26 protein-coding genes are annotated in these 26,506 nt (G+C 63.3%); 13 read left to right on the top strand and 13 right to left on the bottom strand.

All coding sequences use genetic code 11. The features are described from left to right. Positions 1-201: 201 nt before the first annotated feature. The gene (locus BB347_RS12425; RefSeq protein WP_076583753.1) at positions 202-1,383 is read right to left on the bottom strand and encodes a CBS domain-containing protein; all 1,182 of its coding nucleotides are present in this window, start codon (positions 1,381-1,383) and stop codon (positions 202-204) included. Positions 1,384-1,577: 194 nt separating this feature from the next. Here BB347_RS12425 and BB347_RS12420 point away from each other — a divergent pair, with 194 nt between their 5' ends. Beyond that, positions 1,578-2,108, top strand: a complete 531-nt coding sequence (locus BB347_RS12420; protein ID WP_076583751.1) for a 50S ribosomal protein L16 — start codon at positions 1,578-1,580, stop codon at positions 2,106-2,108. A gap of 147 nt (positions 2,109-2,255) precedes the next feature. Here the strand turns inward: BB347_RS12420 and BB347_RS12415 are convergent, their stop codons facing one another. Beyond that, positions 2,256-3,101, bottom strand: a complete 846-nt coding sequence (locus BB347_RS12415) for a bile acid:sodium symporter family protein (RefSeq protein WP_076583750.1) — start codon at positions 3,099-3,101, stop codon at positions 2,256-2,258. Positions 3,102-3,225: 124 nt separating this feature from the next. On the opposite strand from BB347_RS12415, the gene BB347_RS12410 reads away from it, so the two are divergent. Continuing rightward, positions 3,226-4,101, top strand: coding sequence for an ATP-grasp domain-containing protein (locus BB347_RS12410; protein ID WP_076583747.1), 876 nt, complete (start codon positions 3,226-3,228; stop codon positions 4,099-4,101). Positions 4,102-4,200: 99 nt separating this feature from the next. On the opposite strand, the gene BB347_RS12405 is transcribed toward BB347_RS12410, so the two are convergent. Further along, complete coding sequence (locus tag BB347_RS12405) at positions 4,201-4,602, bottom strand: Hsp20/alpha crystallin family protein (RefSeq protein WP_076583746.1); 402 nt, start codon at positions 4,600-4,602, stop codon at positions 4,201-4,203. A gap of 119 nt (positions 4,603-4,721) precedes the next feature. Then, complete coding sequence (locus BB347_RS12400; protein WP_076583744.1) at positions 4,722-5,735, bottom strand: type II glyceraldehyde-3-phosphate dehydrogenase; 1,014 nt, start codon at positions 5,733-5,735, stop codon at positions 4,722-4,724. 184 nt (positions 5,736-5,919) lie between these two features. Here BB347_RS12400 and BB347_RS12395 point away from each other — a divergent pair, with 184 nt between their 5' ends. Both BB347_RS12395 and BB347_RS12390 read left to right on the top strand, forming a co-directional pair. Beyond that, positions 5,920-6,285: a DUF7857 domain-containing protein gene (locus BB347_RS12395; RefSeq protein ID WP_076583743.1), complete on the top strand. Its 366-nt coding sequence runs from the start codon at positions 5,920-5,922 to the stop codon at positions 6,283-6,285. Beyond that, on the top strand, positions 6,282-6,977 hold the full coding sequence (locus BB347_RS12390; protein ID WP_076583741.1) for a MinD/ParA family ATP-binding protein: 696 nt from the start codon (positions 6,282-6,284) through the stop codon (positions 6,975-6,977). The genes BB347_RS12395 and BB347_RS12390 overlap by 4 nt, the downstream gene beginning before the upstream one ends. 53 nt (positions 6,978-7,030) lie before the next feature. Here BB347_RS12390 and BB347_RS12385 read toward each other — a convergent pair whose 3' ends face one another. The 6 genes from BB347_RS12385 to BB347_RS12360 all read right to left on the bottom strand — a co-directional run bounded on the left by BB347_RS12385 (position 7,031) and on the right by BB347_RS12360 (position 14,412). Continuing rightward, positions 7,031-8,386, bottom strand: a complete 1,356-nt coding sequence (locus BB347_RS12385; protein WP_076583740.1) for a DUF7125 family protein — start codon at positions 8,384-8,386, stop codon at positions 7,031-7,033. A gap of 75 nt (positions 8,387-8,461) precedes the next feature. Continuing rightward, positions 8,462-10,183: a secretion system protein gene (locus BB347_RS12380; protein WP_076583738.1), complete on the bottom strand. Its 1,722-nt coding sequence runs from the start codon at positions 10,181-10,183 to the stop codon at positions 8,462-8,464. A 3-nt stretch (positions 10,184-10,186) separates the two neighbouring features. Further along, entirely contained in the window at positions 10,187-12,112 is a 1,926-nt protein-coding gene (locus tag BB347_RS12375) for an ATPase, T2SS/T4P/T4SS family (protein ID WP_076583887.1), read from the bottom strand. A 31-nt stretch (positions 12,113-12,143) separates the two neighbouring features. After that, positions 12,144-12,608, bottom strand: a complete 465-nt coding sequence (locus BB347_RS12370; RefSeq protein ID WP_076583737.1) for a DUF7311 family protein — start codon at positions 12,606-12,608, stop codon at positions 12,144-12,146. After that, positions 12,605-13,267: a DUF7310 family coiled-coil domain-containing protein gene (locus BB347_RS12365; RefSeq protein WP_236995950.1), complete on the bottom strand. Its 663-nt coding sequence runs from the start codon at positions 13,265-13,267 to the stop codon at positions 12,605-12,607. The genes BB347_RS12370 and BB347_RS12365 overlap by 4 nt, the downstream gene beginning before the upstream one ends. 92 nt (positions 13,268-13,359) lie before the next feature. Further along, positions 13,360-14,412: an ATP-binding protein gene (locus BB347_RS12360; protein ID WP_076583734.1), complete on the bottom strand. Its 1,053-nt coding sequence runs from the start codon at positions 14,410-14,412 to the stop codon at positions 13,360-13,362. A 75-nt stretch (positions 14,413-14,487) separates the two neighbouring features. On the opposite strand from BB347_RS12360, the gene BB347_RS12355 reads away from it, so the two are divergent. The 6 genes from BB347_RS12355 to BB347_RS12330 all read left to right on the top strand — a co-directional run bounded on the left by BB347_RS12355 (position 14,488) and on the right by BB347_RS12330 (position 20,522). Then, on the top strand, positions 14,488-15,081 hold the full coding sequence (locus tag BB347_RS12355) for a DUF7382 domain-containing protein (RefSeq protein WP_076583732.1): 594 nt from the start codon (positions 14,488-14,490) through the stop codon (positions 15,079-15,081). Between the two features lie 233 nt (positions 15,082-15,314). After that, on the top strand, positions 15,315-16,634 hold the full coding sequence (locus BB347_RS12350) for a hypothetical protein (protein ID WP_076583730.1): 1,320 nt from the start codon (positions 15,315-15,317) through the stop codon (positions 16,632-16,634). A 1-nt stretch (position 16,635) separates the two neighbouring features. Then, positions 16,636-17,835, top strand: a complete 1,200-nt coding sequence (locus tag BB347_RS12345) for a hypothetical protein (RefSeq protein WP_076583729.1) — start codon at positions 16,636-16,638, stop codon at positions 17,833-17,835. A gap of 70 nt (positions 17,836-17,905) precedes the next feature. Then, positions 17,906-18,856 carry an aminopeptidase gene (locus tag BB347_RS12340; RefSeq protein ID WP_076583727.1) on the top strand — a complete coding sequence of 317 codons (951 nt, stop codon included), beginning with the start codon at positions 17,906-17,908 and terminating at the stop codon, positions 18,854-18,856. Between the two features lie 149 nt (positions 18,857-19,005). Further along, positions 19,006-19,665, top strand: coding sequence for an HVO_0476 family zinc finger protein (locus BB347_RS12335; RefSeq protein ID WP_076583725.1), 660 nt, complete (start codon positions 19,006-19,008; stop codon positions 19,663-19,665). A 107-nt stretch (positions 19,666-19,772) separates the two neighbouring features. Continuing rightward, positions 19,773-20,522 carry a protein-L-isoaspartate O-methyltransferase family protein gene (locus tag BB347_RS12330; RefSeq protein ID WP_076583723.1) on the top strand — a complete coding sequence of 250 codons (750 nt, stop codon included), beginning with the start codon at positions 19,773-19,775 and terminating at the stop codon, positions 20,520-20,522. A gap of 95 nt (positions 20,523-20,617) precedes the next feature. Here the strand turns inward: BB347_RS12330 and BB347_RS12325 are convergent, their stop codons facing one another. Further along, positions 20,618-20,779, bottom strand: coding sequence for a preprotein translocase subunit Sec61beta (locus BB347_RS12325; RefSeq protein WP_076583722.1), 162 nt, complete (start codon positions 20,777-20,779; stop codon positions 20,618-20,620). Positions 20,780-20,951: 172 nt separating this feature from the next. Between BB347_RS12325 and BB347_RS12320 the strand changes: the two genes are divergently transcribed. After that, entirely contained in the window at positions 20,952-21,662 is a 711-nt protein-coding gene (locus BB347_RS12320; protein WP_076583720.1) for a lipoyl protein ligase domain-containing protein, read from the top strand. 99 nt (positions 21,663-21,761) lie between these two features. Continuing rightward, a complete protein-coding gene (locus BB347_RS12315; protein ID WP_076583719.1) occupies positions 21,762-22,304 on the top strand; it encodes a DUF7529 family protein in 543 nt (180 codons plus the stop codon). A 215-nt stretch (positions 22,305-22,519) separates the two neighbouring features. Here the strand turns inward: BB347_RS12315 and BB347_RS12310 are convergent, their stop codons facing one another. Together BB347_RS12310 and BB347_RS12305 are read right to left on the bottom strand one after the other, a co-directional pair. After that, on the bottom strand, positions 22,520-23,476 hold the full coding sequence (locus BB347_RS12310; protein WP_076583717.1) for a hypothetical protein: 957 nt from the start codon (positions 23,474-23,476) through the stop codon (positions 22,520-22,522). Between the two features lie 363 nt (positions 23,477-23,839). Next, positions 23,840-24,694 (bottom strand): DUF5806 family protein, encoded by an 855-nt coding sequence (locus tag BB347_RS12305; protein ID WP_076583716.1) that lies wholly within the window; start codon positions 24,692-24,694, stop codon positions 23,840-23,842. Between the two features lie 229 nt (positions 24,695-24,923). On the opposite strand from BB347_RS12305, the gene BB347_RS12300 reads away from it, so the two are divergent. Beyond that, positions 24,924-26,387, top strand: a complete 1,464-nt coding sequence (locus BB347_RS12300; protein ID WP_076583714.1) for a hypothetical protein — start codon at positions 24,924-24,926, stop codon at positions 26,385-26,387. The last annotated feature ends 119 nt before the right edge of the window (positions 26,388-26,506 follow it).

Below are 26,506 nucleotides of genomic sequence, written 5' to 3'. Positions count from 1 at the left end.
CTCCCGCCCGAATGCGGGGACGAACGTTGGGAACCGCTCGCATTCACCGACCCGCCTACCGATTCGCTCGGCTTCTCGTCCACTCGTTGACCGTCATTCGTCCACCGATCCACTCGAGTGAACCGGCGAGAAACGGGGCGGGGATCGACGAGAGTGGGTACTCAACGGAAACAGCGGCCGAGGAGAGCGAGGGGCGACGAGTCAGTCTGCCGTCCACGGCTGCCCGGCCGGGTTGACCGAGCCGCTCTTCTGGACGATATCGAAGGCCGTCATCACGTCAGACCTCGAGATGAGACCGACGAGGTCGCCGTTTTCGACGACGAGTAGACGGCCGATGTTGTCCTCGCGCATCTGGTCGATCGCCGTCATCGCGTCGGAGTCGGGAGAAATCGTCTTGAGGTCGCTCGTCATCACTTCCTCGACCGTGTAGGCGTCCCGTTCGACCGGTTTGATCTCGCGGGCGTCCGACAGCGTAACGAGGCCCACGAGGCGGCCGGAGTCGAACCCGTTCGTGTCGATGACCGGGTAGCCCGTGTGGCGTTCGGTGAACATTCGCTGGATCAACGTCGCTACCGACGTCTGGGGTTCGACCGTGTGCAGGTCGCGAACCGGCGTCATGATGTCGCCGACGGTCACGTCCTGGAACGCAGCCTTCATCGTCACCTGCTGGGCTTCACTCGAGGCGGCGATGTAGACGAAGAAGGCGACGCCGATGAGGATGATGTTGAACTGGAGCAGTCCGAACAGCCCCATGAAGATCGCGAACATCTTCCCGATGGACGCCGCCTGCTGGGTCGCTTTCGCGTAGGGTTGGCTGCGGGCGAGTAACGCCCGGAGGATGCGACCGCCGTCCATCGGAAACGCCGGGATCATGTTGAAAATCGCTAACGCGACGTTCAACACGGCCAGATAGCCGAGCACGAAGCGCGTGCTGTCGAACGTTTCCGGCGTGAGGATAAAGAGCGCGTAGGAACCGATGCCGACGAGCACGGAGACGATCGGTCCGGCGATGGCGATCGTGAACTCCTTTCGCCAGTCTTCTGGCATCTCCGAGAGCGCGGCGATGCCACCGAACAGCCAGAGCGTAATCGAGTCGATCGGAAAACCGTACCGTTGGGCCGTCAGCGAGTGACCGAGTTCGTGTAAGACGACGCCGACGAACAGGCCGATCGCCGCAGCGAGACCGACGACGTACGGCAGCCACCACTCGGCGGTCAAGGCGTCGCTGTCGATACCGGCACCCATACTCAAGTTGAGAAGCTCCACGACTGGGTCGATCTGAGCGCCGATGAGGTAGGCGAACAGCGGCAACACCAGTAAGAACGTCAGATCCAACCTGATCGGGATCCCGAACAGAGAGCCGATCCGGAAGCTCTTCATCATGCCCCATGGTACCTCCGGAAAGGCCTTAAACGCGCCGCCAGAACGCCGTTTGCTGTGAGTGGTGTCCGCAAGCTGGTCGAGCGAACACGTACTCGAGGGGAGAACGTCGGTACGAGACCGCCCGACACACCCAGAGCGTGGTTCGAAGCCTTTATCCGCACGGTAGGCCTGCGTTTTCGTAAGTAATCACAACCATGTCCGACAAACCCGCCTCAATGTATCGGGAAATCAGTAAGCCGGCGTACACCCGCCGGGAGTACATTACTGGGATCCCTGGTTCGAAGATCGCACAGCACAAGATGGGCGACGTCCGTGCCGACCCCGAAGAATATCCGGTCCAGATCAGCCTCGTCACCGAGGAAGAAGTCCAGATTCGCCACGGCAGCCTCGAGGCCTCGCGTCTTTCGGCTAACCGCCACATGCTGAAAAACGCCGGAGAGCACAACTACAAGATGATTCTCCGAAAGTTCCCCCACCACGTCATCCGTGAAAACAAGCAGGCGACGGGTGCGGGTGCAGACCGTGTTTCCGACGGGATGCGCCAGTCCTTCGGGAAGATCGTTGGCACCGCAGCGCGAATCGACGCCGGCGAACGTATCTTCACGATCTGGTGTGACGTCGACGACGCCGAGTTCGCCAAGGACGCGCTCCGACGCGCCTACAACAAGATCTCGCCGCCGTGTCGCGTCATCGTCGAGAAGGGCGAAGAGCAACTCATCGCGTAATATCGCGCCAACCGACACGTTTTGTACACTGTTCGCACACTCGTCGTGCGATCAGGTGTCTCTCGACGCTCAGTGACGACCGTCTGCGTCGATCGTCTGTCTCCCTATCGAATTCTGTACCGGATGGGGCGCTCGGGACGAAAGCGACTATCGAGGACGGCGTCGCCACGCGCCAGCGACCAAGACGGGAACGAGGACGCCGATAAAGGAGAAGGCGAGAACCATCGTGAGGACGTTCGGGTCCGAAAAGCTCGTCGTCGCGATGAACAACGCGAGTGCCGCGTTTCGGGCGGCGGTCGTCGTCGCCAGCACTTCACGCGTACCGCGAGTCGGTCCGCCGAGGACGTACCCGGCCAGGAGTGCGACGACGACGATGAGACTCGAGGCCAATAGCGTCCCGGTGCCGACGAGACTGAGCATGTCGTCGATGTAGACGACCACTAACAGGACGAGCAAGAAGGCGAACGAATAATCAGAAAGTCGCTGAGTCGGTGGATACAGGCGGCCGGAAACGGATTCGTACCGGATGTCGATGGCGAGTCCGACGACCAGCGGAACGAGTTGGACGGCGATAACTAACTGAGCGATCCCGACGGGGTCGGCTGCGGCGTCGCCGGGGATGAGCAGCGCCGCCGTTATCGGAACCGAGACGACGGAGAGTATTCCTAACACGGCCATGAGCCCGCTTGCAAACGCGATGTCGCTCTCGGAGATCTCCGCGATTTTCGGCCCGAAGGGAGCGCCCGGTGCCATGGCTATCAGCAAGATACCGACCGCATGTCCCCTACTCATCGGGACGATCCGAACGATAGCGTACGCGGCCAGCGGGACGAGGGCGAGATTTACCAACAGCGACTTCGCCAGAAGCCGTCGCTTCCTGAGCGCGTTCACTAACTGAGCGGGCGCGAGTTCGAACCCCATCGCGAGCATCGTCGACAGAACGAAAACGGTCGTCGCGACATCCACAATCGCATCGACGGGGACCGCTACCATTCGTCTCCCACGATAGTCGAATGTAGGGAAACGACCAGTATATGTCGTTCGTTATTCGATGGCGACACCGTACTCCTCACCACCTTCGAGGCACCTTTTTACCCGTCTCACCCCACACTCGAGTATGATCGATCTCGCGGTCGCCAACGACCAGGAGACGTTCCAACGGATGCGCGAACCGTTGGCAGAACGGGGAATACGAGTTCACCACGTGCCCGCGAGTGAACGCGTCGTTTCGCTGGGAGAGAACGCGCCGTGGTCGGGCGAGGAGTACGACGCCGGCTTCGTCTACCCCGGTCGACTGATGGAAGGGGGAGTCGCAGACGCCTTGCTCGAGGTGCCGTGGCTCAACGACCACGAAACGGTCCTCACCTCGCGGAACAAAGCCGAGGTGCTCGCCCGCCTCGAGCGAGCCGATCTGCCGGTTCCGAAGTCGGTCTACGTCTCGAACGAGGTCGGAGAGGCGGAACTAACCGACGCGTTCGAACGGTTCGAGCCGCCGGTCGTCGTCAAACCGAATTCGACGACGCGAGGAGTGGGCGTCGCGAAAGCCCACGACCTCGATTCGTTTCTGGGCATCTGTGATTACCTCTCGCTGGTCCACGACTACCGCGCGACGGGTGATCGGTCCTTCCTGGTTCAGGAGTACCTCCCCGAGGCGACCGACTATCGGGTGATGGTCCTCGAGGGCGAGTACGTGGGTGCCGTCGAACGGCGACTCCCCGAGGACGCCGTTTCGGAGGGCCAGTGGAAGCACAACGTCCACCGCGGTGCGGTGGCCACCGGCGTCGACCTCCCCCACGTCTGGCGAGACCTCGCCGAATCCGTCGCGAGGGAACTCGAGATTCCCTTCCTCGGGGTCGATTTGCTCGAGACGGGCGAGAAACTGGTGGTCAACGAGACGAACGCACGACCGACGATCGACGAGGAGACGAAGTACGAACCGGACTTCTACGATCGACTCACAGCGGCGATTCGAAACGCTGCCGATCGGAACTGAACTAAAACGAGCGAACCAGGGTCGGCGACCGTACTGCGAGACGGAGTGTGCGTGAGCGAACGAGTCGACAGAAACGGCGACACGCGACCGCGAGCGTCGTTATTCGAGACTGATTCCGGACGACTGTTCTGCGAGATCGAAGACGACCTCGAGGACGCCGTTGTTGTAGGTCGCGGCGGCGGAGTGTTCGTTGACGCGCTGTGGGAGCGAGACGCGTTCGTCGTACTCACGGTGGTCGCTCGAGGCGGAGATGGTCAGTGACTTGCCGTCACACTCGAGGTCGATGTTGTGTTTCTCGACGCCGGGAAGGTCTGCGATGACGCGGATCTCCTCGTCGGTTTCGTGGATGTCGACGTGCGTGTCCATGCCGAAGCCGTTGTCGACGTCACCCGAGGAGGCGAAATCGACGTTCCCGTCTGCACCGTTCATCATCTCGTTCATCATCCGCTCGATCTCGCGAAACAGATCATCGAAGGGTTCGTCGCGGTCGTCTCGGCGCATACGAGAAGGTAGTAGACCGCGAGGCAAAAACTTTCTGTCGTCACTAGTTGTTCGGGGTGAACGAAGGCACCGACCGTAACGGCGGCGAAACCCTCGAGTAGAGATCGGAAAGCCGGCGATTACAGCCCGACACCCATCGTTTCGTTGGTCAACTCGATGCTCTCTTCGGCGTCGGCTTCGCCAAGGACTGCACGGATCGCGTCGACGTTCTCGGGGACGACGTCGCTCTCCTGGTGGATCCCTTGGAAGAGGTAGAGGTCGCGCCCGACGGTCGAGATGGATTCCTCCCAGATGCAGTTCTCCCAGATGTCGGCGCGCGGGCGACCGACGTCCATCGCGTACTCCTTGAGTTTCCCGCTGCCGTCGATGGCCATCGACTCGGGGATCAAGAATAGACGCGACTCCTCGGCCAACAGTTCGCGAACGTCTGCAGCGTCGACATCGGCCTCGAGGGTGACGTTGAGGCTGTGCATGTGCATCAGCGTCGCGGGGACTTTCATCCCGAGCGTGTCGATGTCGAGGTCGTCGAAGATGGTCTCGACGTCGGGCCCGTGATGGGAGGGAATCGTCACCGGATTCGGCAGAATGTCGTTGATCGGGCCGCGGCCGGTCTGTCCGGGGTCGCCACCGCGGCGAACGAGGGTTGCGCGGACCTTCTCGACGCCGTAGGCTTCGCGAAGCGGTGCGATCACACGGGAGAGACCGGTCGTGTTACAAGAGACGACGCGGACGTGGTCGGCACCGACGGCGTCCTCGAAGTTCGATCGGGCGTTGAAACTCGTCTCGACGAGGTCGGCGTCCTCGCCACCCTGATAGAGTGCGGGCGTGTCGTACTCCTCGTAGAGGGCCTTGTTCTCGGCACCGATTCCGGAGGGCGTGGCGTCGACGACGATATCGGCTGCGTCGACGAGGTCCTCGACGGGGCCCGCGATCTCGAGGCCGGCCTCGGCGAACTGGCCAGCGCGTTCTTCGATCGCGGCGTAGAGGTCGAAGTCCTTCTCGAGTGCCGTCTCGGCCTCGAAGTTGGGTCGCGTCTTGGCAACGCCGAGAACCTCCATGTCTGGTTGTGCTCGAACGGCGTCCGCGACGCGTTTGCCGATCGTGCCGTAGCCGTTAATGGCGACCTGAATCATATGTCCGAAACTGCACTACCGAACGGGATAACCGTTTCGAGGCTTCGCGATCGATTGTTACTCAGAAGAGAGTTTTACGTCGGCTATCGTGAGTATTTCGGGACGTACCGTCGCCGACGAGAACCAGTGATCGTCCGCTCGTTCGTGTGTGACTTTTTAGGAAAAGACGCCGGAAACCATCGGCATGGTTACACTCGACTACGACGTGACGCGCCGCGATGGCGTCACGTTCGTGACGGCACTCGTTCGAAACACGCAGACGACGCCCCAGACGGTCCGTCTCGAGAGTCGACTCGAGGGGCCGGTCTGGCCGCCACGACGCGACGGCGTCACCGCACCCGAGTGGGACGGGAAGACGTGGAACGGAACGATCAAACCGGGACGCACTCGAGGAATCGGATTCGCGAGTCCAGCCCAGCCGACAGAGCCACCGCTCGAACTCAGTGACCAGAATCGCAGTTCCGACGACGAGAGGGAGACGCCAACGGAAACGCTCGCCGAACTCGAGGGGTGGGCACCTCCTGCCGACGTGTTGCCACCGGCGCCATGATCGTCGCCGTTACCGGCGGGAAAGGCGGCGTCGGCAAATCGACCGTCTCGTTGAACCTCGCTCGAGAACTCGACGCCGTCGTCGTCGACGCCGACCTCTCGACGGCGGACCTCCCTCGCGGGCACGGCCCCGACCTCCACGACGTGCTCGCGGGCCGGGCAACCCCGCTCGAGGCCGTCGACTCGTTTGGCTCGGTTCGCGTCCTGCCCTGTGGGCGAACGCTCGCCGGTGCTCGCGCGGCGAACCTCTCTGCGCTCGAGGACGCACTCGGGCGACTCGAGCGATCGTGTGGCCGCGTCGTCGTCGATTGCCCGGCAGGGCTGGCACGCGACGTCGGAACCCAGTTACACAGCGTACACGCCGCAGTCCTCGTCACGACGCCGACCGAATCCGCACTCGTCGATGCGCTCAGAACGCGAGCACTCGCGCGCGACCTCGAGACCCCAATTGCGGCGGTCGTTCTCAATCGCGTCAGAAAGCCAGACGACGAACTCGCGACTCGAGTCGAACGAAGGTTCGGGGCGAAAACGACGGTAATCGAGGAACGAGCGGCGATCGACGAGGCGATGTCCCAGTGGCGACCAGTACGTGACTGGAACCCCACCTGTGAGGGAACCGCCGACTTCGAATCGCTCGGGCGAGCGATCGAACGCTGTGAAAAGCGCCTCTCGGGTCGCGTTGGCGTCCTGTGACCAGCCGTCTCGCGTATCGGTTCGGCCTCTCTGGCGAGTACGTCTCTGGCAAATTACTGATCCGGAGCCTCCGCGTCTCGAGTGGCCGTCGACGCTGACGTCGATTCGTGGAGAGTCGAGCGGGCGTCCGTTCCCTCGAGGTCGATCGGCGCAGAACTCACTCGTTCGTGCCGGCACTTCCGAATCGTGAGTTCGCGTCCGCTCGCCGAGTCGCGGACCGATGGTGCCGACTCGACGGCGACGACTGCGTCAGCCGCGTGAATCGTCGCGATTCTGTGCTCGGGACGGACAGCGCCCTCGAGACAGTGCAACAACGCGATACTCTCGGTTTCGACCAGTCGATCCTTCAGATCGTTCAAGAACGAGACGTACGCTTCTCGACCGTGGCGTTCCAGTGGGCCCATCACGTCGACGACGAGGGTCGCACCCGTTGGTAGTTTCTCGATGAAGGCCGTCGCATCCTCGAGTCGGTCGTCACCAGTGACGCGGCGGATCGTCGGGGTACCAGTGTCGACGGTAGTCGTCTCGAGCGCCCGTCGAACGTTGTCGGCCGATCGGTCGGTCGTCAGATACAGCGTTCCGCGAGGAGCCGTGGCCTCGTAGACCAGGTGTTCGGACTGGCTGGCAGGCTCAGCCGTCACCGCGAGGACGGAACCCGGAACGAGGCCACCGCCGAGATGGCGGTCGAGCGGCGCAATCCCCGTCGGCAATCGGTCGTCGTCGTACGCAACCGCCGTTCGATCGGTCGCGTGTCGCGTCCGCAGCGTTTCGACTACGTCCGCGTAGGCACTCGTCGTCGCCTCGTCCGTCAGCGGCGACGTCGCCTCCGGAACCACACCGAGGACCGGTACGTCGACCCACGACTCGATCGCCGGTGGAACGCTCGAGCACCTGTTCACCACGACGCCGAGGACGCGCACGCCGAGTCGACGAGCCATCGCGACCGTCGTTTTGGCAGCCCGCAGACTTCGATCCCCATCAGTCGTGACGACGACGCCGTCGGCCGCCGAGAGCGGTTCCACCACGTCCGGCCCCGCACCGGACGGACAGTCCACGAGAAGCTGACCGGTTTCGCTCTCGAGACCCTCGAGTACGGACTCGAGGTCGAGTGAGTCGGTGGGGGCCGGAGCCGGAACGATGCCGGCGCTCGTGGTTCGCGGACTCACCTGGGCGATCGATCGAAGATCGACGCCGCCAGCGTCACCTGTTCGGTCGCTACGTCCAGCGTCAGTCGAGATCATTGCAAGTGTCGGTTCCCTGTCGACACCGCCTGCGACGTGTAAATTCGGGAGCTGTCTGTCGGCGTCGATCGCGATAGCTGGCGTGCCTTCTCGAGCGAACGCCTCCGTGAGCCCGAGCGTCGTTACTGTCTTTCCACATCCACCTTTCGCACCGGCGATGGCGATCATAGGGTGACTGGTGCGGCTTCCTTTTTGAACCCGCGGCCGTTGGCACCGACAGCGAGACGGCGTCGGCGACGATGGTCAGAACACGAGTACGTACTCGAGAACCGAGACGGAGAGGCCGTAGATGATCATCGACGCGATGAGCGCGCGGCCGACGTGATACCCAAAGAGCGCACGGTCCATACCATATCGGAGTGCGATCGAAAGCGGGAGAAGGATCACGCAGAGCGCGATCAGGTAGACGCCGACGACGACCGCGAGCGATTCGGCGGGAAACGCCGCGGCGTCGAGATCCGTCGTGTCCATCATATTCTCATCGGCAATCATTTCAGCCATCGCGACCGTCGCGCCGGCGACGAGCGGCCCGAAGTACGCCGCCGTATTGTCGAGGGTCTCCGTCACCTGTTTGAGACTCCGTTTGGTCTTGGCTTCGACCTCGTCGAGTTCCTCGAGGTGGTCGGCCATCGAAACGATGGCTCTCCCCGCCGGTTTACCTTCTTCGGCGGCGATCGCGAGCAAGGCAGCAGTGCCGTGGGCTCGAGGACTCGGAACGGCCTTCAGTGCGCCGTACTCGCCGAGGAACGCCGCTTCGACGCTTGCATGAAGGCGACGCTGAACGCCAGCCGCGTGTTCGAAGACCGCGCCAGTTTCGGCCGGGACCCGTTCGGCGGCGAGTTCGATGGCCGACTCGACGGACTCGCCTTCGGCGACCTGTCGACCGACGATGTAGAGGGCGTCGGTGAGGTGCGCTTCGACGGCCCGGACGTCGTTTCGAACCGCGAGAATGGGTGTGAAAATCGCGAAGAGAGCCGTCCCCAGACCGAGGCCGACGCCGATGACCGGTGCCAGATGGGACGGTCCGAACGACGCCGTGATCGTATAGCCACCCACCGCTGCGAGTACGCCCCAGAGGCCGCGAATCCAGAGCCGGTCGGGAACGTCGGGATGGTCGTGACTGACGTTCGGTGGCGGAAAGGCGACCGGGCGACGGGTGAGCAACCAGAGGCTCGCAGCGACGAGACACGCCGGGAGAACGACATTGTACAACAGGACGAAGATCCAGATGTTGACCGGAATGCCGACCATCGGGACGGCAGGCACGAGCGCGATCAGTGCGAGTGGAACCATGATTCCGAACGCGAACAATGCCGTCGTCGGCCCGCGAATCGCAGCCGTGAAGTCCGCCATCTGATTTCGCGTCCCGGTCAGGACGGCCGAAAGCGCCCGATCGAGCGTCCGAATTCGTTCCCCATCAGGAGCGTCTTGTGCCGTCGCGAGCAGGTGTGCAGAGCGGCGCAATGCGGGAAACCACGTCGCCCACTCCTCGGCGAAGGAGAGGAGACCGGTCTGGGCGGTCCCCATCGATCGGTCGATGTGGCCGTTGAGACTCGCCGCGAGCGGGCCCCGACCGGTATCGGCAGCGAAGCGAACGGCGCTCTCGAGAGCCGGCTGGACCTGCATCCGTAACACGGCGCGCCCGACGAGGTTCGGCGTGTCGCCGAGGGCCTCCGTTCGGCGAAACGCCGCCTGCAGGTGTGGCAGCGAGTGAATCGAGTGAATCGCCGCGAGCGGCGTCACCAGCACGAAGAACAAGACGAACGAGAGTGGCGTCTCCGTCAGCAGTAGCGGGAGTGGAATCACCGCACCGAGAATCCCGCCGCCGTACCCCGCCCGAACGATCGTCTCGGCGTCGTGGGGCGATTCGATAAACGAAAGCGACTCGGCGAGTTCCTCGCTCGTATCGACCTCGTAGGGGTAGAACGCAGAAAGGTGCAAAACGAGTGCGTCGAGCGACGACATCGGTCACTCGAGCCTCCGATCGGCGTACGCCGCTGCGACGTCACGCGGAGTGGTCCGTCCGTCGGAAACGAGAGCCGAAATTTCCTCGGTTCGGTCGGCAATTTCCCGACGAACCGACGCGTACGCCTCGGTCGGTCCGGCCAGGTGATCGACGAGTCGACTCTCACCGCGATCGATCCGACCGGTCGAGGCGGCCTGTTCGCCCTCCAGTTCGTACAACGACTCGAACCAGATATTCTCGCCGTTGGTGATGACCTCCTCGACCGTCGCGACGCGGCGGCTCCGTCCAGTCTCCGTCTCGTGGGCTTGGACCGTCACGACGAGATCCGTCGCACCGAACGACGAGGGCTCGACGGCGAGGTCGGAGACGACGCGTTCGTAGACGTCGTCGCCACCGTCGCCGTGGATCGTTCCGAGCACTGCGTTCGCGTTCGCACCGACGCGCATCGCCTCGTAGAGGACGTGCGCCTCGTCCCCGCGAATTTCGCCGACTACGAGCGCACCATCGCCCAGCCTGAGAGCCGTCCTGAGCGCTTCATCCGGGGAGATTTCCGGACCGTCGTCCGAGCCGGTTCGAAGCGCCTGAACGTCCCGGTCGACCGACTGGAGCGACTCGACGGGGAGTTCCGGCGTGTCCTCGATCAACACGGTTCGCGTGTCCGGTGTCAGTTCGTACAACAGCGTTCCGAGCAGCGTCGTCTTGCCCGAACCTCGAGTGCCGGCGATCAACGCGGCGGCGTTTCGCTCGATGGCGACCGAGAGAAAGCCCGCGACCGCGACAGACATGGTCCCGTTCGCGACGAGCGCGGGGAGCGTGAAGCGGTCCCCAGCTTCCTCGCGAAACGCGAATCCGACTCCCGACGCGACCGGTTCGGTCACACCTGCGACGCGAATGCCCGTGCCGTTCTCGAGCGTCGCGACCGCATCGACCGTCGGGTTCGCTCTCGAGAACGCGCGCCCGCTGGTTCGGCGCACGCGAGAGGCCAGCGCACCAGCGCCATCCGATGTCAAGTGGACGTTCGTCGTCATGGACTCGCCGTCGACGACGACGCGAATCGGGTTCCTCGACACGGGCGAGGTCACGTAGACGTCCGTCACCCGTTCGTCGGCGAATAAATCCTCGAGAATGCCGTATCCGCTCGTGTGTTTGGCGAGGACGCGAGCCAGTACCGGATCTGCTGGCTCGTCCGTCGCGTACTCGATCGCACGAGAGGCCGCCCGATCACCCTCGACGTACCCCTCTGCGATGGCTTCGTAACCCGCGAGGAGGTGACCTCGCTCAGCCGCTGAAAGCGTCTGATCGACGACGTCGAGGACGTACAGCGGAACGCTATCCGGCCGGGCGTAGATTCGGGCTTCGCTGCCGGTCTCGAGCGTCCGGGCGTCCTCCAGACGCCCGTCGTCGCCCAGTCGGTGATCGAGGAAGTAGTGACCGATGGTGAGGCCGGTGGCCGAGTAGAGCGCCGATTCGTAGCTATCGACGGCACGGACTGCCTCGAGAAGGCCCGACTCGAGTGCGACGTCGCCGACGGGGCCAATTTGGTCGGTGATGTTCGTCGTCACTGAGAGCGGGTCGCGCGTAACGGCTTCAGCGAGGCGTTCGTCTCGGTCTCCGAGCAACTCGAGGAAGCGGCCTGCTGCACCGAGGAGGTCCACACCTCGCTGGTCGTAGCGGTGTTCGATCCCGTTCGAGCGGGTGCGGATTCCCGAGACGTCACGGTCCGAGAGGGCTTCGACGGCGGCGTGTCGACATGTCGGGGAACTCGCGAGGTCACCGTCGCACCCGTCTGCGTCGATGAGCAACCGGTCATCTTCGAACGTAAGTCGACACGTACACGCAGCCCCCATCTCGCCGTCGTCGAACAGCGAGAGCCACTCGAGGTCGGCGAAAACGGACCTGAGTGCGTTCGTGACACCATCCTGAGACATGCCGATACTGGCCGCGTGATCCGGTTTAAACTCAGGCATAGGATGCGACGACGATGGGGTCGCCGTCGTCGGTTTCGACGAGGCGAAAGACGAGTTGTTGGTCGCTGCTGCCACCGATTTCGGTCGCATCGGTGCGATCAGGATCGTTCCAGACGATGGTCGCGTCGATCGTCCGTTCACGCGTCGTCCCGTCCGCGAGGACGTACCGGGCGTGGGTGTAGCCGCTACTCTCGTGTGGATCCAGTTCGAAGTGGTCAACTCCTTCCGTGGTGAGCGTACTCGCGGGAAGCGCCAGGTCGACGACGCGCTGTGGATCGGGATGGCCCGCCGGTGTCACCTCCTCGTTCGACTCGAGATCGGTCGCGGCGTCGTCGATCGACGCGAGCGTGGTATCGACCTGTCGCTCGCTGTTGAGCGTCGCTGCCCGGTCGATCGCGGGCATCGAAAGTACGAGCAGCGCAACTGTCACCAACACGATGAGGACGTAGCGAATCACGCGAACCGGGCCCGCAAGGAGGCGACGAACGACCTCGAGTCAGATTCGTTTCCACCGTCCTCGGACGAGTTCGACGCGTGCTCGTCGATGGCTGGTGATACCCTCTCCGATCCCACCTCGCCGGCAGCGTCGTCGAGAAGGTCCGATGCGACGGCTTCGGCGCTGGCTGTCACCCGATCTGGCCGCTCCTCGAGTGTACTCGGGGCCGAAATTCCGTCGCGTTCGGATTGGGCCGCCGACTCCGCCGAGACGGCCACGTCAGACTCGGCTTGCACAGCCTCGCTCGACCTGACTGGGAAAACGCCGGGTGCTTCGTCAACGCGGTCTGCTGTCGGATCCGCTGCGTCTCGGTTCGCGAGGACGCGCTCGAACTCGTCCAAACGGTACTCGAGTCGGTCGACGGCTGCAATCGCCGCATCGGCTCGTTGCTCGACGCCGTCGTTGACCGCCCCCACATTGTCGACGAACCCGCTAACGGCATCGACGGAGCCCTCGAGTTCGGCGAGTCGGCGCTCGTGTTCCTCGAGGCGCGCTTCGAGTCGGTCGACGGTTGCTGTTAGCGTGGCGAGATCCTCGAGTCGATCGAACTCGAGATCGTTGTCGACGACCGCGCGCTCGAGCGCGGAAAGTCGCTGGTCGATCCGCTCGATATCGGTCATGGGGGTGTTGGCCGCGCCATCGTATTTAAAGACCATCACGGACGATTCAGGTCCGAGAACAGCGTCAGCCACCAGAGATATTACCAGAGATATTACACGACATCGCTCGCACGTGGACTGTCACCACCGTGTGGTGTGTCCCGCGTTCGTATCTGTGCCGAGTGAATCGTCTCGGTCGTGTCGTCGATGATGACGACCGCACCGGGGGCTTCGGGCAGTCGATCCGCGTCCGATAACGACCCGTTCAGGTACGTCGGTTGTGCTCGTTCCAGCGCCTCGAGGTCCGCCTGGGCTGTCAGCCGATGGGAAACCAGAATATCAGCCTGGGAGATGCCGACCGGCGGAATCGCACTCGGGCGCTGGGTCGCCGAGACGAGGCTCACACCGGGTGCACGCCCGCGCGTCAGGATCCGTCGAAGCGCCGGTTCAGCGACTCCGTCGAAGAACGTGTGCGCCTCGTCGAGGAGCACCCACGGCAGTCGGTCGATGGCCTCCGTGACGCGAGCGCGATAGAGCGTCTCCGCGACGCCACGACAGACGACGTTCATCGGCGCGGACTCGAGTCCCGAAACGTCGAGTACCGTGACTTCGGGCCCGGCGAGCGCCGCTGCCTCGAGTCCGTCTGAATCGAAGACGTCCCACGCCTCGGCGAGTCGCAGGTGGTTACTCGCGGCTCGCGTATCGGCGGACGGTGCGCCAGCGTTCTCGACGTGAGCCAGCATTCCCGAGAGCGTCGTTTCGCGCTGCGCTGCACGCCAGATCAGTCCCCCTGCGCCGCTCTCTGGCGAGAGGCCGAGCAGCGCACACCACGAGCTGGGGTCGAGTGCTTTCGGCGCGACGGCCGGCTCTGCGATCACCGCCGCCGGAACCGGTGATCCGGTCGACGGGGCGGCGAGCGTGTCGAAGACGCCCATCGGATCGACGATTACCGGTGCGACGCCGCACGCTCGAGCGAGCCCTTCCGCGAGGACGCCCAGCGTGTAGGATTTCCCGTATCCACGTTTCCCGACGACCAACATCGCGTGGGGCCCGTCAAAATCGACGTGCAGCGGTGCACCTTCGCTGCCATCGCGGGCGCGATACGAACCGAGTCGCCCCACCGGTCCCGCTTCGAGCGCACCGCGACGGCCGAGTATGAAACTCACGCAGGGAACTGGCGCGGATTCGTACTTGAACCGTGGGTCGAGAGTTTAAGTGCAAAGACGCAGCCAAGGAGGGGCATGCTATCGGACACGCACTCTTCGGAGCGAACTGAGCGGTCGGCGACGACCGATCGATCGTCGCGTTCGCGCTTACGAAACCACTCACGAACGTCGTTCACTCGAGACGATCGGGCGATCGAGGGGTTGCCAATTCGGCTCGTCATCGCCCTGGTCGTCGGCGTCGCGGCACTCGCACTCATGTTGAACATGCTCGGCGGTATCGGCGACGTCGGCGACACCGAAGTGACCGTCGAGGTCAACGACGAGGATCAGATAATCGAGGCCGGAGTGGACGGTTCGGACGGATCAGGAGACGACGAAGTGCTGGTCGACGTCATCGATGAAAACGGGAACAACGTCGAAGACGCGACGGTAATTGCGACGGCCGGCGACGCCCAACTCGACGGCGTTGTCGCCGCAGATACCGGCGACGACGACGACGCACAGGGGCATTCGGGCATCGACGACCACCAGGCGGTCCTCAAATTCGACGGCAATCAGAGTCTGCGTGCGGATCAAGATATCGGGACGCTCGAGCTCGAGGTCGTCCCGCCGTCGGACAGTAACTACATCGACGAACAGCCGAACCCGGAGATCCGGGTCGAGTCCTAACGGTCGATTGGAACGATGGGTTCAATCAGTACACAACCGACGAGACCGCCACACAGGTCAGTTGATCTACTAAAGTCGCCGAAATCAGACCAGCCAGCGAACCGACGGGGACCAGCAGCAATCGGCATCGATCCGAGTGAATCGCCCGACTCGAGAGCGCTCTCGAGTACTGCTGAGCGTTCGCCTCGTTCAGGTGGGACGAGGACTCGGTGGCAGCAACCGAGGGGGTGCTAATGGAGCAGCTCTTCACCCCCGTCGAGGTGCTGACGACCGTCTCGTTCGTTCTCCTGTGTTCGGTCGTCTTCGCCACGCTCAATGGCGGTCTCAGTTTCGTAGTCACGCAGGTGACAGCCAAGACAGTTCCCGTCCTCGTCGGTGGTCTCGGAACCGCGCTCCTCGCCGCAACCACGGGCACGGCTGCCGGTGTGCTCGACCTGCAGACATCGCCACTCGAGGGGCTGCTCGGACTCGGGTTCAGCGTGCTCCTCGGCGTCTACGCGACGAGTTGGGGGCGACAACTCGCGCTCGATCTGCCACAGTTTGCCGGCGAATCGGTCGAACGAGCGCAGCCGCTCAGCGCCGATGCGATCGATGCGGTCGACGCAATGGGGCAGGTCACGATTCGCTCGAGCGGCGAGATCCGCGAGTTCGAGGGGTATCCGCCGTTGACACCGCAACGACGGCGCACACTCGAGGACGGGGCCTGGCGACTCCCCGCCGACCTCCCACTGTGCGCCCTCGAGAGTCGACTCGAGGACCGACTCCGAACGAGAGACGGTCTCGAGGCGGTCGCCGTCACCATCGACGGTCGCGGCCGTGCAACCATCAGGGCTGCTCCGCCCGCCAACGGAACGTCGAAGCACGTCCCTAACGGCTACCGCGCCGTCTCGGTTCGATCCCTGCTTCCGGCGGGATTGGCTCGCGGCGATACAGTTGTCGTCGAAACGGCGTCTGGTTCGGTCGTCGGAACGGTACTCGGCGTCACCAACGAGGCTGGACTCGGGGTCATCGACGAGACGTGTGGCGGTGAAGCGCCTACACGGGCGACCGAACCGGACACTGCCACCGGAACGACGGTCGACCGACTCGAGAAACGGGGCCACGCTCACCCACTCAGTTCGACGGCGAGTGAGAGTCCTGGGTTCGTAACCGTCGCCGTTCCGACGGTCGACGCGAGCACTCTTCTCGAGGCGTCTCGAGCCCGAATTGTCGCGACGCCCAACGATACCGCACCAGCGTTCGAGGCAGTCTCGTTGCTCGAGCGAGCGGGAACATCGATCCGGCAGGTATCGATCACCGAGAGCGTGAAGTCGGCCGTTTTGGACGACGAACACGAACGTACGATCGCTGCGGTCCACGGAGCCAGGGCCGCCGGTACGAAGCCAGCGGAACCTGCGTCAGAGTGGGTATTCTTCCCCGGTGAGGACGAGCTCGAGGATGGCACGGACGCGTTTTTGCTCGGACCGGATGGAAATCCGTTCGGCCCACAGCGTGCTGAGCACATGGCTCCGATCGCAGATCGAGATGCGCGACAGCCCGAGGTGAGCGACTAAGATGGTCGCAACCATCGGTCTCGAAGCGCTTAGCGCCGACGGTGGACTCTCGAGCAGCGTCTCGGTCGGAGACGGAACGACGCTCGAGTGGACCCGCGTGGCGTTGCTCGACATCTTCGGGTACGGCGTGGTCGCCGGTATCGTCGCACTCGTCGGTGCGTTTGGCTACCGAGCGATGACCGTACGGAAACTGTCCGCTGGACCCGCAGTGCTCGCGGGTCTGGTGCTGCCGGCGAGTTGGCTCACTGCGGTTGCGATTCGCCACGACGCCGTCATCGCCGATGCGCCGTTGACGCACTACACGTCCGGAACGTTTCTCTTCGGAGTGCTGGCGGCCGGAACGGTCGCGGCGGTCGGGGGCCACCGACTCGGTGATCGACTGGCGTGTGGGAGCTACGAGATACGGCGATTCGATGCCACCGGATCCGGGACCGTCACCGAATTACTCCAGTCGGCAGGACTCGCCGTCGTCGTTACCCTCCCGTCGTCGATCGACAAGGCCGAGGGGTATCCGGCGGTCGACGAATCGGTGCCGCGGGTGCTCGAGGGACGACGGTTTCTCCTCCCGAGTGGGTTGTCCCTCGAAGATCGTCGCACCAGGATCGAAGACCGAATCGAGACGGACTTCGACGTGGGCTACGTTCGCGTCGAACTCGCAGCCGACGGGACCGTCTCGTCGGTCTCGGTGGGTGGAAAGCGATCCGGAATCAGCCCGACGCTCGGGCCGGATCAGGTCGCCGTCGCTATCGCAGGCACTCTCTCGGCGAACGCGAGCGCGGGCGATCCGATCGAAGTCTGGACGGACGAGGGCGACTCGAGCCAGTTAGTCGCCACGGGAACGCTTCGCTCGAGTTCCGGATCGGTCGTGACGCTCCTCGTCGAGGAAGACGATGCGAACGCGTTCGAACCCCGAAAGCGATATCGGCTGACGACGCGACCGGAGACGCCGGACGATTGGCACGCGCTCGTCGCTGCAATTCGAGGCGCAGCCGAAACGGTCGTCGCGATCGAAATCGACGCGGACGGACCGCTCGAAAGCGAGTTCGTCGACTGGGTTCCGGGAACTGTCCTTTTGCTCGACCGAGACGGGGAAGAGGTGGCGCTCCCGGCGGAGAGTGAAGCTCTCCGGGCTGGTGACACGGCGTACGTGCTCGCGACGCCCGCGGAACTCGAGTCGCTCTCGACGATGACTCCATCCTGAAAACGCTGTCGTAGCCGGACAGGGGGAGAAAACACGAACACTTTCGGGGACGTGACGAACATATACGGCAATGACGACACGTAAGAGTGCTGCCGAGACCGCTGTTCGACAGTGTCTGGCGCTCGAGTCGGACGAATCCTGTGTGATCGTGACCGACGACAAACGCGAACCGATCGGCGAGTCGCTGTACGCGGTCGCAAGCGAGATCACCGACGATGCCAGCATCATCCGATATCCACCCGGGGAGACACACGGGGGCGAACCGCCAGCGCCAGTCGCGGCGGCGATGGCCGGTGCGGACGTCGTCCTCGCGCCGACGACGAAGAGTCTGAGTCACACCCGCGCTCGCACCGAAGCGAACGACGCAGGTGCGCGAGTCGCGACGCTGCCGGGAATTACCGAAGACGTGTTTACGACGGGGTTGGACGCCGATTACGAGTCGATCGCCGCCCACTGCGAAAACGTCCGCGAGCAGGTTGCAGACGCCGAAACGGTTCGCGTAACGACGCCGGTCGGCACGGATATCACGTTCGCGGTGGGGAGTCGAGCGTGGCTCTCGGATACCGGAATCGTCCACGAACCGGGGATCATGTCGAACCTCCCCGCAGGAGAGGTGTTCATCAGCCCCGAAACGGCCGAGGGAACGTTCGTCGTCGACGGCACGATGCGTCCCCACGGATTGCTCGAGGACGGTCAGCAGTTGACGTTCGAGGTCGAAGACGGGCTCGTAACGCACATCTCGGATGACGAAATTCGGGAAACGGTCGAAACGGCCGCAGACGAGGTTGGTGATGCCGCCTACAACCTCGCGGAGTTGGGGATCGGAACGAACGTCGCGGTCACCGAACTCGTCGGCTCGGTATTGTTGGACGAGAAAGCCGGTGGTACCGTCCACATCGCGGTCGGAGACAACGCGGGAATCGGCGGCGAGACGGAAGCCCCGATCCACCTCGACGGTATCTTGCGGGAGCCGACCGTCTTCGCTGACGGCGTCGAAATCGATCTACCGCAGGCCGAGTAGTCGGCCGTGGGAGGGGAAGACGGCAAGAGAGGGAAAACGGCGGGTGGGGGAAAACAGTGGGTGGTCGGTAGCACAACGGGGCGTGTATCTGAATCTGCTCCAGTCACAGGTTCAATCGGCTTTTAGGGACGCAGCCGTTAGGACGTGGTATGAACGATATTCCGGATCGAGTTCCGACGGCGTGTCCGTCGTGTTCGCCGGACCTCGAGACGGTTCACGAGGTCCTGACGACGACGGAAGGCGGCGGGACGGTTACGGTTCGCTGTAGTGAGTGTTCGCACGTCCACAAGGTCCAACCCGAACAAGAGAGCGAAGTCACGCTCGACGTCGTCGTCTCGCAGGAAGGCGAGTCCTTTACCGCGAACGTCACGACGGCTGAAGGCGAGACGATCGAGACCGGCGACGAGTTCATCCTCGAGACCGACGAGGTGCTCTCGACGGTTCGGGTAACGAGTCTCGAACTCGACCAACAGAAGCGACGAGAGGAGGCAGTCGTGGACGATGTGGAGACGGTCTGGACGCGGGAAGTCGACAACGTCGCCGTCAACGTGACCGTCCACCCGCAAGACGGATCGCGAAACGACAGCCGAAGTATTACTGTCCACGTCCCCGGCGACTACGAGTTCGAGGTCGGCGCGGTCGACTCGTTCGGCGACGACGAGTTCGAAATCGACGCCGTCGTCGTGCGCGACGACGCGACGGGATACCGACGCAAGCGCTTCGAAATGGACGGCGACGCGGTCTTCGCCAAGGACACGAAACGCGTCTACGCGTACGACGAACAGACCAGCGCCTGGTCGGCCTGGTAGGAAATTTGGCCTCGAGAGCCCCTCTTCCCACCGTTTTTCGGTTGTTGCAGTCTGTACAACGCTCGCGCAAGCGGGCCATTGATAACCACCAAACCGATAGCCGGGGTATGGACCCCGCGGTACTGCGAGAGGATATGGTCGACGGGCTCGAGTCCGCTGCGAAGGACGTCCTCCACGATGAGACCGTCGCCGTCGCGATGCGCGACGTTCCGCGCCACGAGTTTCTCCCAGACGAACAGACGGCCTACGCGGACCGAGTCCACGACGTGCTCGGAACCCGCGTGCTCGCCCCGAGTACGGCCGCACGATTCCTGCAAGCGCTCGACCTCGAGGACGGCGACGACGTATTGATCGTCGGTGCTGGCGTGGGCTACACGGCCGCCGTCGCGGCCGAAATCGTCGGCGACACCAACGTCCACGCCATCGACATCTCCCGACCGCTCGTCATCGACGCTCGCCAGAACCTCGAACGAGCGGGCTACGGCGGCGTCCTCGTCGATCGGCGCGACGGAGCGCGCGGACTCCCCGAATACGCGCCGTTCGATCGAATCTTGCTCGAGGCGGCCGCCGTCGACCCGCCGGAAGCGTTGCTCGAGCAACTGGCCGACGGCGGGAGACTGGTCTATCCTCGTGGAACGCAGCGCCAGCGACTCGAAGCAGTGTCGGCAAACAGGGAGCGACGAACGTTCGCAGCCGTCTCGGTGAAGCCGTTACTGGTCGACGGTGAGCAGTCGGGTGCCGTCGAGCGGAATCGAACGGCTCGAGAGGATCGCGAGCACGCCATCCGGCGAAGCGAATCACGGCGGGGCTGGGAGCAAGAGTGGATCGAGTGGGAGGACACGGTCGGGTCTAACTAACCGCGAGCGGTCGAAATGGGCGAGAAAGCTGGTGCTCCCTCGAGGGAGATGGTAGTCGATGCGGTGCGGTGGTCGGTGAAAAGACGGGCGAGCGATTACGCGACGAAGGTGAGAAGTTGGATCAACACGCCGATGAGTACGCCGGTCGCGATGATCGTCTTCGGGTCAATCTTGATCGAGTTGGAGTCCTCTGCGTCGAAGTACCGAACGAGCCCGGCACTGGACATCAGCCCACCGGTATTCTGTCCTTTATCCATACGTCACCCTACGAGACGATAGCACTAAATCTTTTGTCCTTCACACGATTCGCTCTCCGTTGTCTCTCGGTCGACTCTCTGCTCACGAGAAGGATAGGACCTCGAGACCATGGCGTGACAAACATCCCGTGGGAAGAAGGACATAACTCACCACGGAACGATCACCGAGACGATGCGCGTGATTCGCGGCCGGGGGGCGACCGTCGATGCGGACCGGGAACTCAGTCGCCGACTGTACTCGAGCGTTACAGACGACGAGTCGGCGATCCGCGTCTGGCGACCCCACCGGCAGGTCGCGTTCGGTCGGCGAGATCAGCGACGGGAGGGCTACGAGCAGGCCCGTGAGCGTGCTCGAGAACGCGAATTCGTCCCGGTCGAGCGCGATGTCGGCGGTCGTGCGGTCGCGTTCGACGGCGAAACGTCACTCGCGTTCACCCGCGTAGAACCGATCGAGGACTTCCGCCGGGGAACCAGCGAACGGTACGAGCGGGCGACTGCGACACTCGAGGACGCACTCGATCGCCTCGACGGCGACCTCGAGGTCGGTCGCGGCGAACCCGAACGCTCGTTTTGTCCGGGGACACACTCACTGTCCCTCGTGGATTCGGATGGTGGCCGTCGAAAGGTAGCCGGACTCGCCCAACGGATCCGACAGGACGTGGCCGTCGTCGCCGGCGTCGTGCTCGTGTCGAATCGTGATGGGGTGGCGAGCGTCCTCGAGTCGGTCTACGACGCGCTCGCACTCGAGTTCGATCCCGCCACCGTCGGAACCGTTGGAACAGCAGGGGGACCGAGTGATCCCGAAGTCGTTCGTTCGGCACTCGAGGACGCACTCGTCGGCGACGAGAGAGCAACCGTTCGAATCGAATCCGTCGACAGCTGAGAGCACGGCTGTTTTTCCGGTCGGCCGTCTACGTACGAGTATGTCACTGTCACTCCCTACTCCAGCGCTTCGAGTCGAACACCCGCGAGAGGTACCCCGATGACGACAGAGACGCCTGACTCACAGTGGGACACCCTCCTCGAGGATGCGAGGGCGATCGCCGAGGAGTATCGGGCGAACGGCTGGGATGCGATCGTACTCGAGCCCGACGAGATCGCGCCAGTTGCACGGGAAGAACGGATTGGGTTCGATGTCGCAGTTTCGACGGACGAGTATCAGGTGCTCGAGGACGTGATCGAACGCGGTAACGTCACGATCACCGCCGCGGAGGTGTACTACCGACCGCCGCCCGACGAGTCAGATCGGCGACTCGCGCTCGCCGTCGAACGCGACGACGAAAGTGAAACGGCGGTAATCGTGCCACTCGCGTACGATGTTTCCGACGCACAACACGTGTTCGAAACCGCACTCACCCAAGAGGAGTTGCTAGTGCACGTGCTGAGCGCGGGGGCTACCAACGCTGACGGGGAAGGCGAGTCCGACTCCGGACGCGAACCCGAACCGAAGCGCTGGATCAGTTTTTCACACGACGATCCGTCGCTCTTTCTCGAAGAGACAGACGTTCGCGAGTGGACACAGTAGGGACTCGGCTTCGCACTCGAGTAACGGGTGGACCGTCGGAGCAGACGTGGACCCTTGCCGGAGTAGACGCGGACCATCGTCGGAGCAGACGTCAGAGCCGTCCGCTATCCCTCGGTCGACGAATTCGGATTTCGACCGTTCGCGTGTGCAGCGAAATCAGCCGGTCGGTGAACGACCGTGTCTCGGTCCATCTGTGGCCACACGGAGGCTACGCGTTAACAGTCATCGAGCGTGCCACCGAGCGCCATGGAGTGGTCGTCGTAGTAGGCGTAGAGGTTCTGGGGTGCAGTGTAGGTCCCGCCGTAGTGGCCAACGGGACCGTTCGAGTCGATGACGTTGTTCTCCTGGTCCGTTGTGAACCGGAAGTCACTGCGGTCGTAGATGAGTTCGTCGTCGAGCCAGTAGCGAACGACGCCGTTTGGAATCGCCATGCCGGCCGCGATCGTATTCACGGCGACGTAGTATTCGAATTCGTACCACGTCCCCGGCTCGATCTCGGGTGCACCGATTGCCTCCGGTTCGCCGTCGATGAGGTAGTCCTGATCGCCCCAGCCGGGGTGATCCATGTGGTACGTGTTCGAGAGCAGGTGGAACGGGCCGTCAGGATTCGTTCCGCGACTCGTCACGTACAGGCGGTTACTCCAGCCATTCGTCCCGTCGGTGTCGCCGCCACCTGCGCTGCCCTCGCCGTGGGAAATCGCACAGTTCCAGAGACGACAGTTCGCGAAGTTGCGCCCCTCCATCGACCAGTTCGTGTTGAGCGCAAAGCGCACGCGCCCGTGGAGTTCGAGCAAGCCGTCCTCGAAGTCGTAGTGGGTGCTCACACCCCAGTGGTCGCCCTCAGAAACCTGGAGTTGCAACGCGCGCTCTCCCGAGTACGTCGGTGACGCGACGAGCGACAGGGCGTCGCTGTTGCCGTTCGACACCCGGTAGACGTCGCTCCAGTCGTCGTAGTCGTCGTAATCGAGGTGGACAACCGAACTCGAGTCAGCGGCCGCCGCAGTGTTCGATCCCGCACCGATTCCGCCGAGCAAGCCACCGAGACCGACTACTCCGCCCACGTGTAGCGCGCGTCGTCGAGTGACGCCCGCGTCACTCGCTCCGTCAGCCGGATCAGTATCGTCGACTTCGTCAATCGTTGGTTCGTCGCTAGCAGTTGTATTTGTCGTCATCCGATGAAAATTCACACCTAGAACGTGTTTGTATCGAATCCGCTAGAGACTGTCTGATTGTGAACAACCGACGACTCGATAGTTGCTACGTATACGACGGGCAGTGTGGTAGTGTGACACGATTCGTAGGGGGACGAAGAAACCACTCCCCTGTGGTTGCTATCGTTCGACTCGGTAACTCGTCGATGTCCGAGGTAGATAGGTCCGACTCGAGCAGGCGAGGGCCCGCGAGCGACGAATCCCGCACCTCGAGAACGTAGTGCCACACGATCCGGAACGGGGTACCTACCACGCGAGCGAGACCGTTCGCGTACGAACAACGACGGACAGGCACTCGTTAGCCAACGGACAGGAGTCGGTAACTCACGTATCGTCTTCTTCGCGCAGTTGCTCGCTCGCCTCGCGGACGTCGCGCATCACGCTCGAGATCCGTTCTTCGGCCTCGAGTTCGTCCTCGACGGAGAGGTCGACGCCTTCGACCTCGAGTAAGAACTTCGCGACCTCCGTCGACTCGTACATGACGTCGTCGAGTTCCTCGGCGGTGAAGAAATCACACATCGCGCCGTAGAGGAAGGTCGCGCCGGCCGTCCGAACTTTCTCCTCGAACGACGAACGGGCCTGGTTGACGGCCTGTGGAGTGTAGGTGTCGGTCATGAAGGGGACGAGTTCGGGGAGGTTCTCGCCGATTTTGGTCATCTCGACGCCGGTTTCGGTCCGGAAGTCAGAACAGAGACGGGCGATCGCCCACTCTCGAGCCGTGATGTACGTTCGATCGCGCAGGAACTCGTTGACGCGGTCGTACTGTGCGCCGTCCATTTTCTTGAAACGCGCGTACTTCTGGACGTCCTCGGGGACATCGCTCGCTTCCGGTTCGGTGTCGGGCACGCTCGGCATCGAGGCCGACTCGGGTTCGACCTCCGCTTCGTCCTCGCGGTCGTCGTCGGCCAATCGGGCGTCGTTCGCATCGTCGGTCGGTCGAGTGTCGTCTGCGTCGCCGCCAGTAGCCACTTCATCGCCGTCTGCATCCACAGCATCCGACTCGCCGCTTCTCTCGTCGGTGGACTCGAGCGTCTCGTCCGACGTGCCCTTCTCGGCAGGCGTGTCAGCCGCCACAGCGCTCGCGTTCGATTCGGAGGGAGATTCGGCGTCGTGATCGGGGTCGGACGCCGGTTCGTCGTCGGCGTCGTCTCGAGCGGCGGATAATCCGTCCTCGTCCATAGCCGCGTATTGCCAGCAATTCGGGATAAGCGTTGTTCTCGAGGGAAGGGTCGTCGTCTCCGCGAAATCCGTTCCCTCCGAACGTGTTGGGCATCCTACTCCCACGAGACGACAATGCACGCGATCGAGCCGTGGCTGGCCCACTCGAGTAGTAACCGATGGCCACGAGAACGACGGTCGGTAACCAGTTGATTACTTTATCACAATTCGTAAACATTAATTCCGTGTCATGACCGATACAAACACACAATCGCGGCGACGACTTCTCGAACTGGCCGGTGTCACAGCGAGTGTCGGTGGACTGGCGGCACTTGCAGGCTGTGCGAGCGATACCAGCGACGACGCCGAGGGAGACGACGGAGACGACTCGAGTAGCGACGACGGAACCGGGGACGGGGACGGCAAGAACGACGACACCGAGGAGTCGAAATCTGACGGGGAAGACGAGAAGTCAAAATCGGACGGCCCCGATCGACCCGTGCTCTTCGTCCACGGCGGCATGGGGTCGGCGACGCAGTTCGAATCGCAGGCGATGCGCTTTACGAGCAACGGCTATCCACAGGAGTACCTCGCCGCCTACGAGTACGACAGCCTCGCGTTCGAGGAAATCCAAGAGGACGTTATCGCGGGCGTCCACGAGCGAGTCGACGACCTGCTCGCGGAGACGGGTGCCGACGGCGTCGACTTGTTAGGCCATTCACTCGGAACGCAAGTGCTCCAAGGCTATCTCGCCGACCCGGACCGTGCCGAATCGGCCGCAAACTACGTCAACATCGACGGGAGGGAGGCCGATTCACCACCGGGTGGCGTCCCCACGCTCGCCCTCTGGGCGCTCGGCAACGAGGACGCCGAAATCGGTGGCGCAGCAAACGAGTTCTTCGAGCAAGGCCACGTCGAAGTCGCCACCAGCGAAGAGGCGTTCGGGGCAATCTACGAGTTCCTGACCGACGACGCACCGAAGACGACCCAAATCGAACCCGAGCCTGCCGACGAGGTTACCCTCTCCGGTCGAGCACTCGTGTTCCCCGACAACGTCGGCGTCGAAGGTGCCACCCTCGAGGTGTACGCGATTAACCCGAAGACAGGCTCTCGAGAAGAGACGGTGGCAACGCAAACGCTGAAGGACGACGGTCGGTGGGGCCCACTCGAAGTCGACGGAACCGACCACCACGAGTTCGTCGTGCGCGAGTGCAACGGCGTGAGCAACCACGTCTACCGTCAGCCCGAACTGCGAAGCAACGGCTTCGTTCGCCTGCTCGTCGGCGAACCCGGCGGCCTCACTGACGAACTCGTCGACCGCGGCCCCGATCACACCGCACTGGTGATCAACCGCGACAAAGAGTGGTGGGCCGACCAGGGCGATGCCAGCGACGAACTCCTGATCAACGAGACGAGCGTACTCACCGAGGCGACGGCCCCGCTCGAGGACGGCATCGTTACGCCGATGGTGTTCGACGCCGGCGAAGACGGCGAGACCGACGTCACACAGCCGGTACCCGCGTTTCAGGCACTGCCGTTTCTGACCGGGATCAACACGCACATTCCAGCGGCCGATCCGCCGGACGACGTCGTCTCCATTACGGGCGTGTCACGAGACAGGGGCGGCCTCGAGCGAACGGTGAAGGTACCGAACAGGCCCTCGGACGATCATCGGATGACGGTTCACCTTCCGGATCACGAGCAGACTCGATAGCGAACCCGGTTTGGGCGAACGCGACACTCACGATCGGTTGTGAGTCGCGTTCGTCGTAAACACCTAGCCTGTGTACGGCAGTTCGACCGGATTTAAGTTTACGAGGGTTATTCGTTAGA

The sequence above is a fragment of the Natronorubrum daqingense genome (assembly GCF_001971705.1).
Classification (GTDB): domain Archaea; phylum Halobacteriota; class Halobacteria; order Halobacteriales; family Natrialbaceae; genus Natronorubrum; species Natronorubrum daqingense.
Note: the sequence above shows the minus strand (reverse complement) of the source record. Positions and strands in the feature narration are given on the sequence as shown.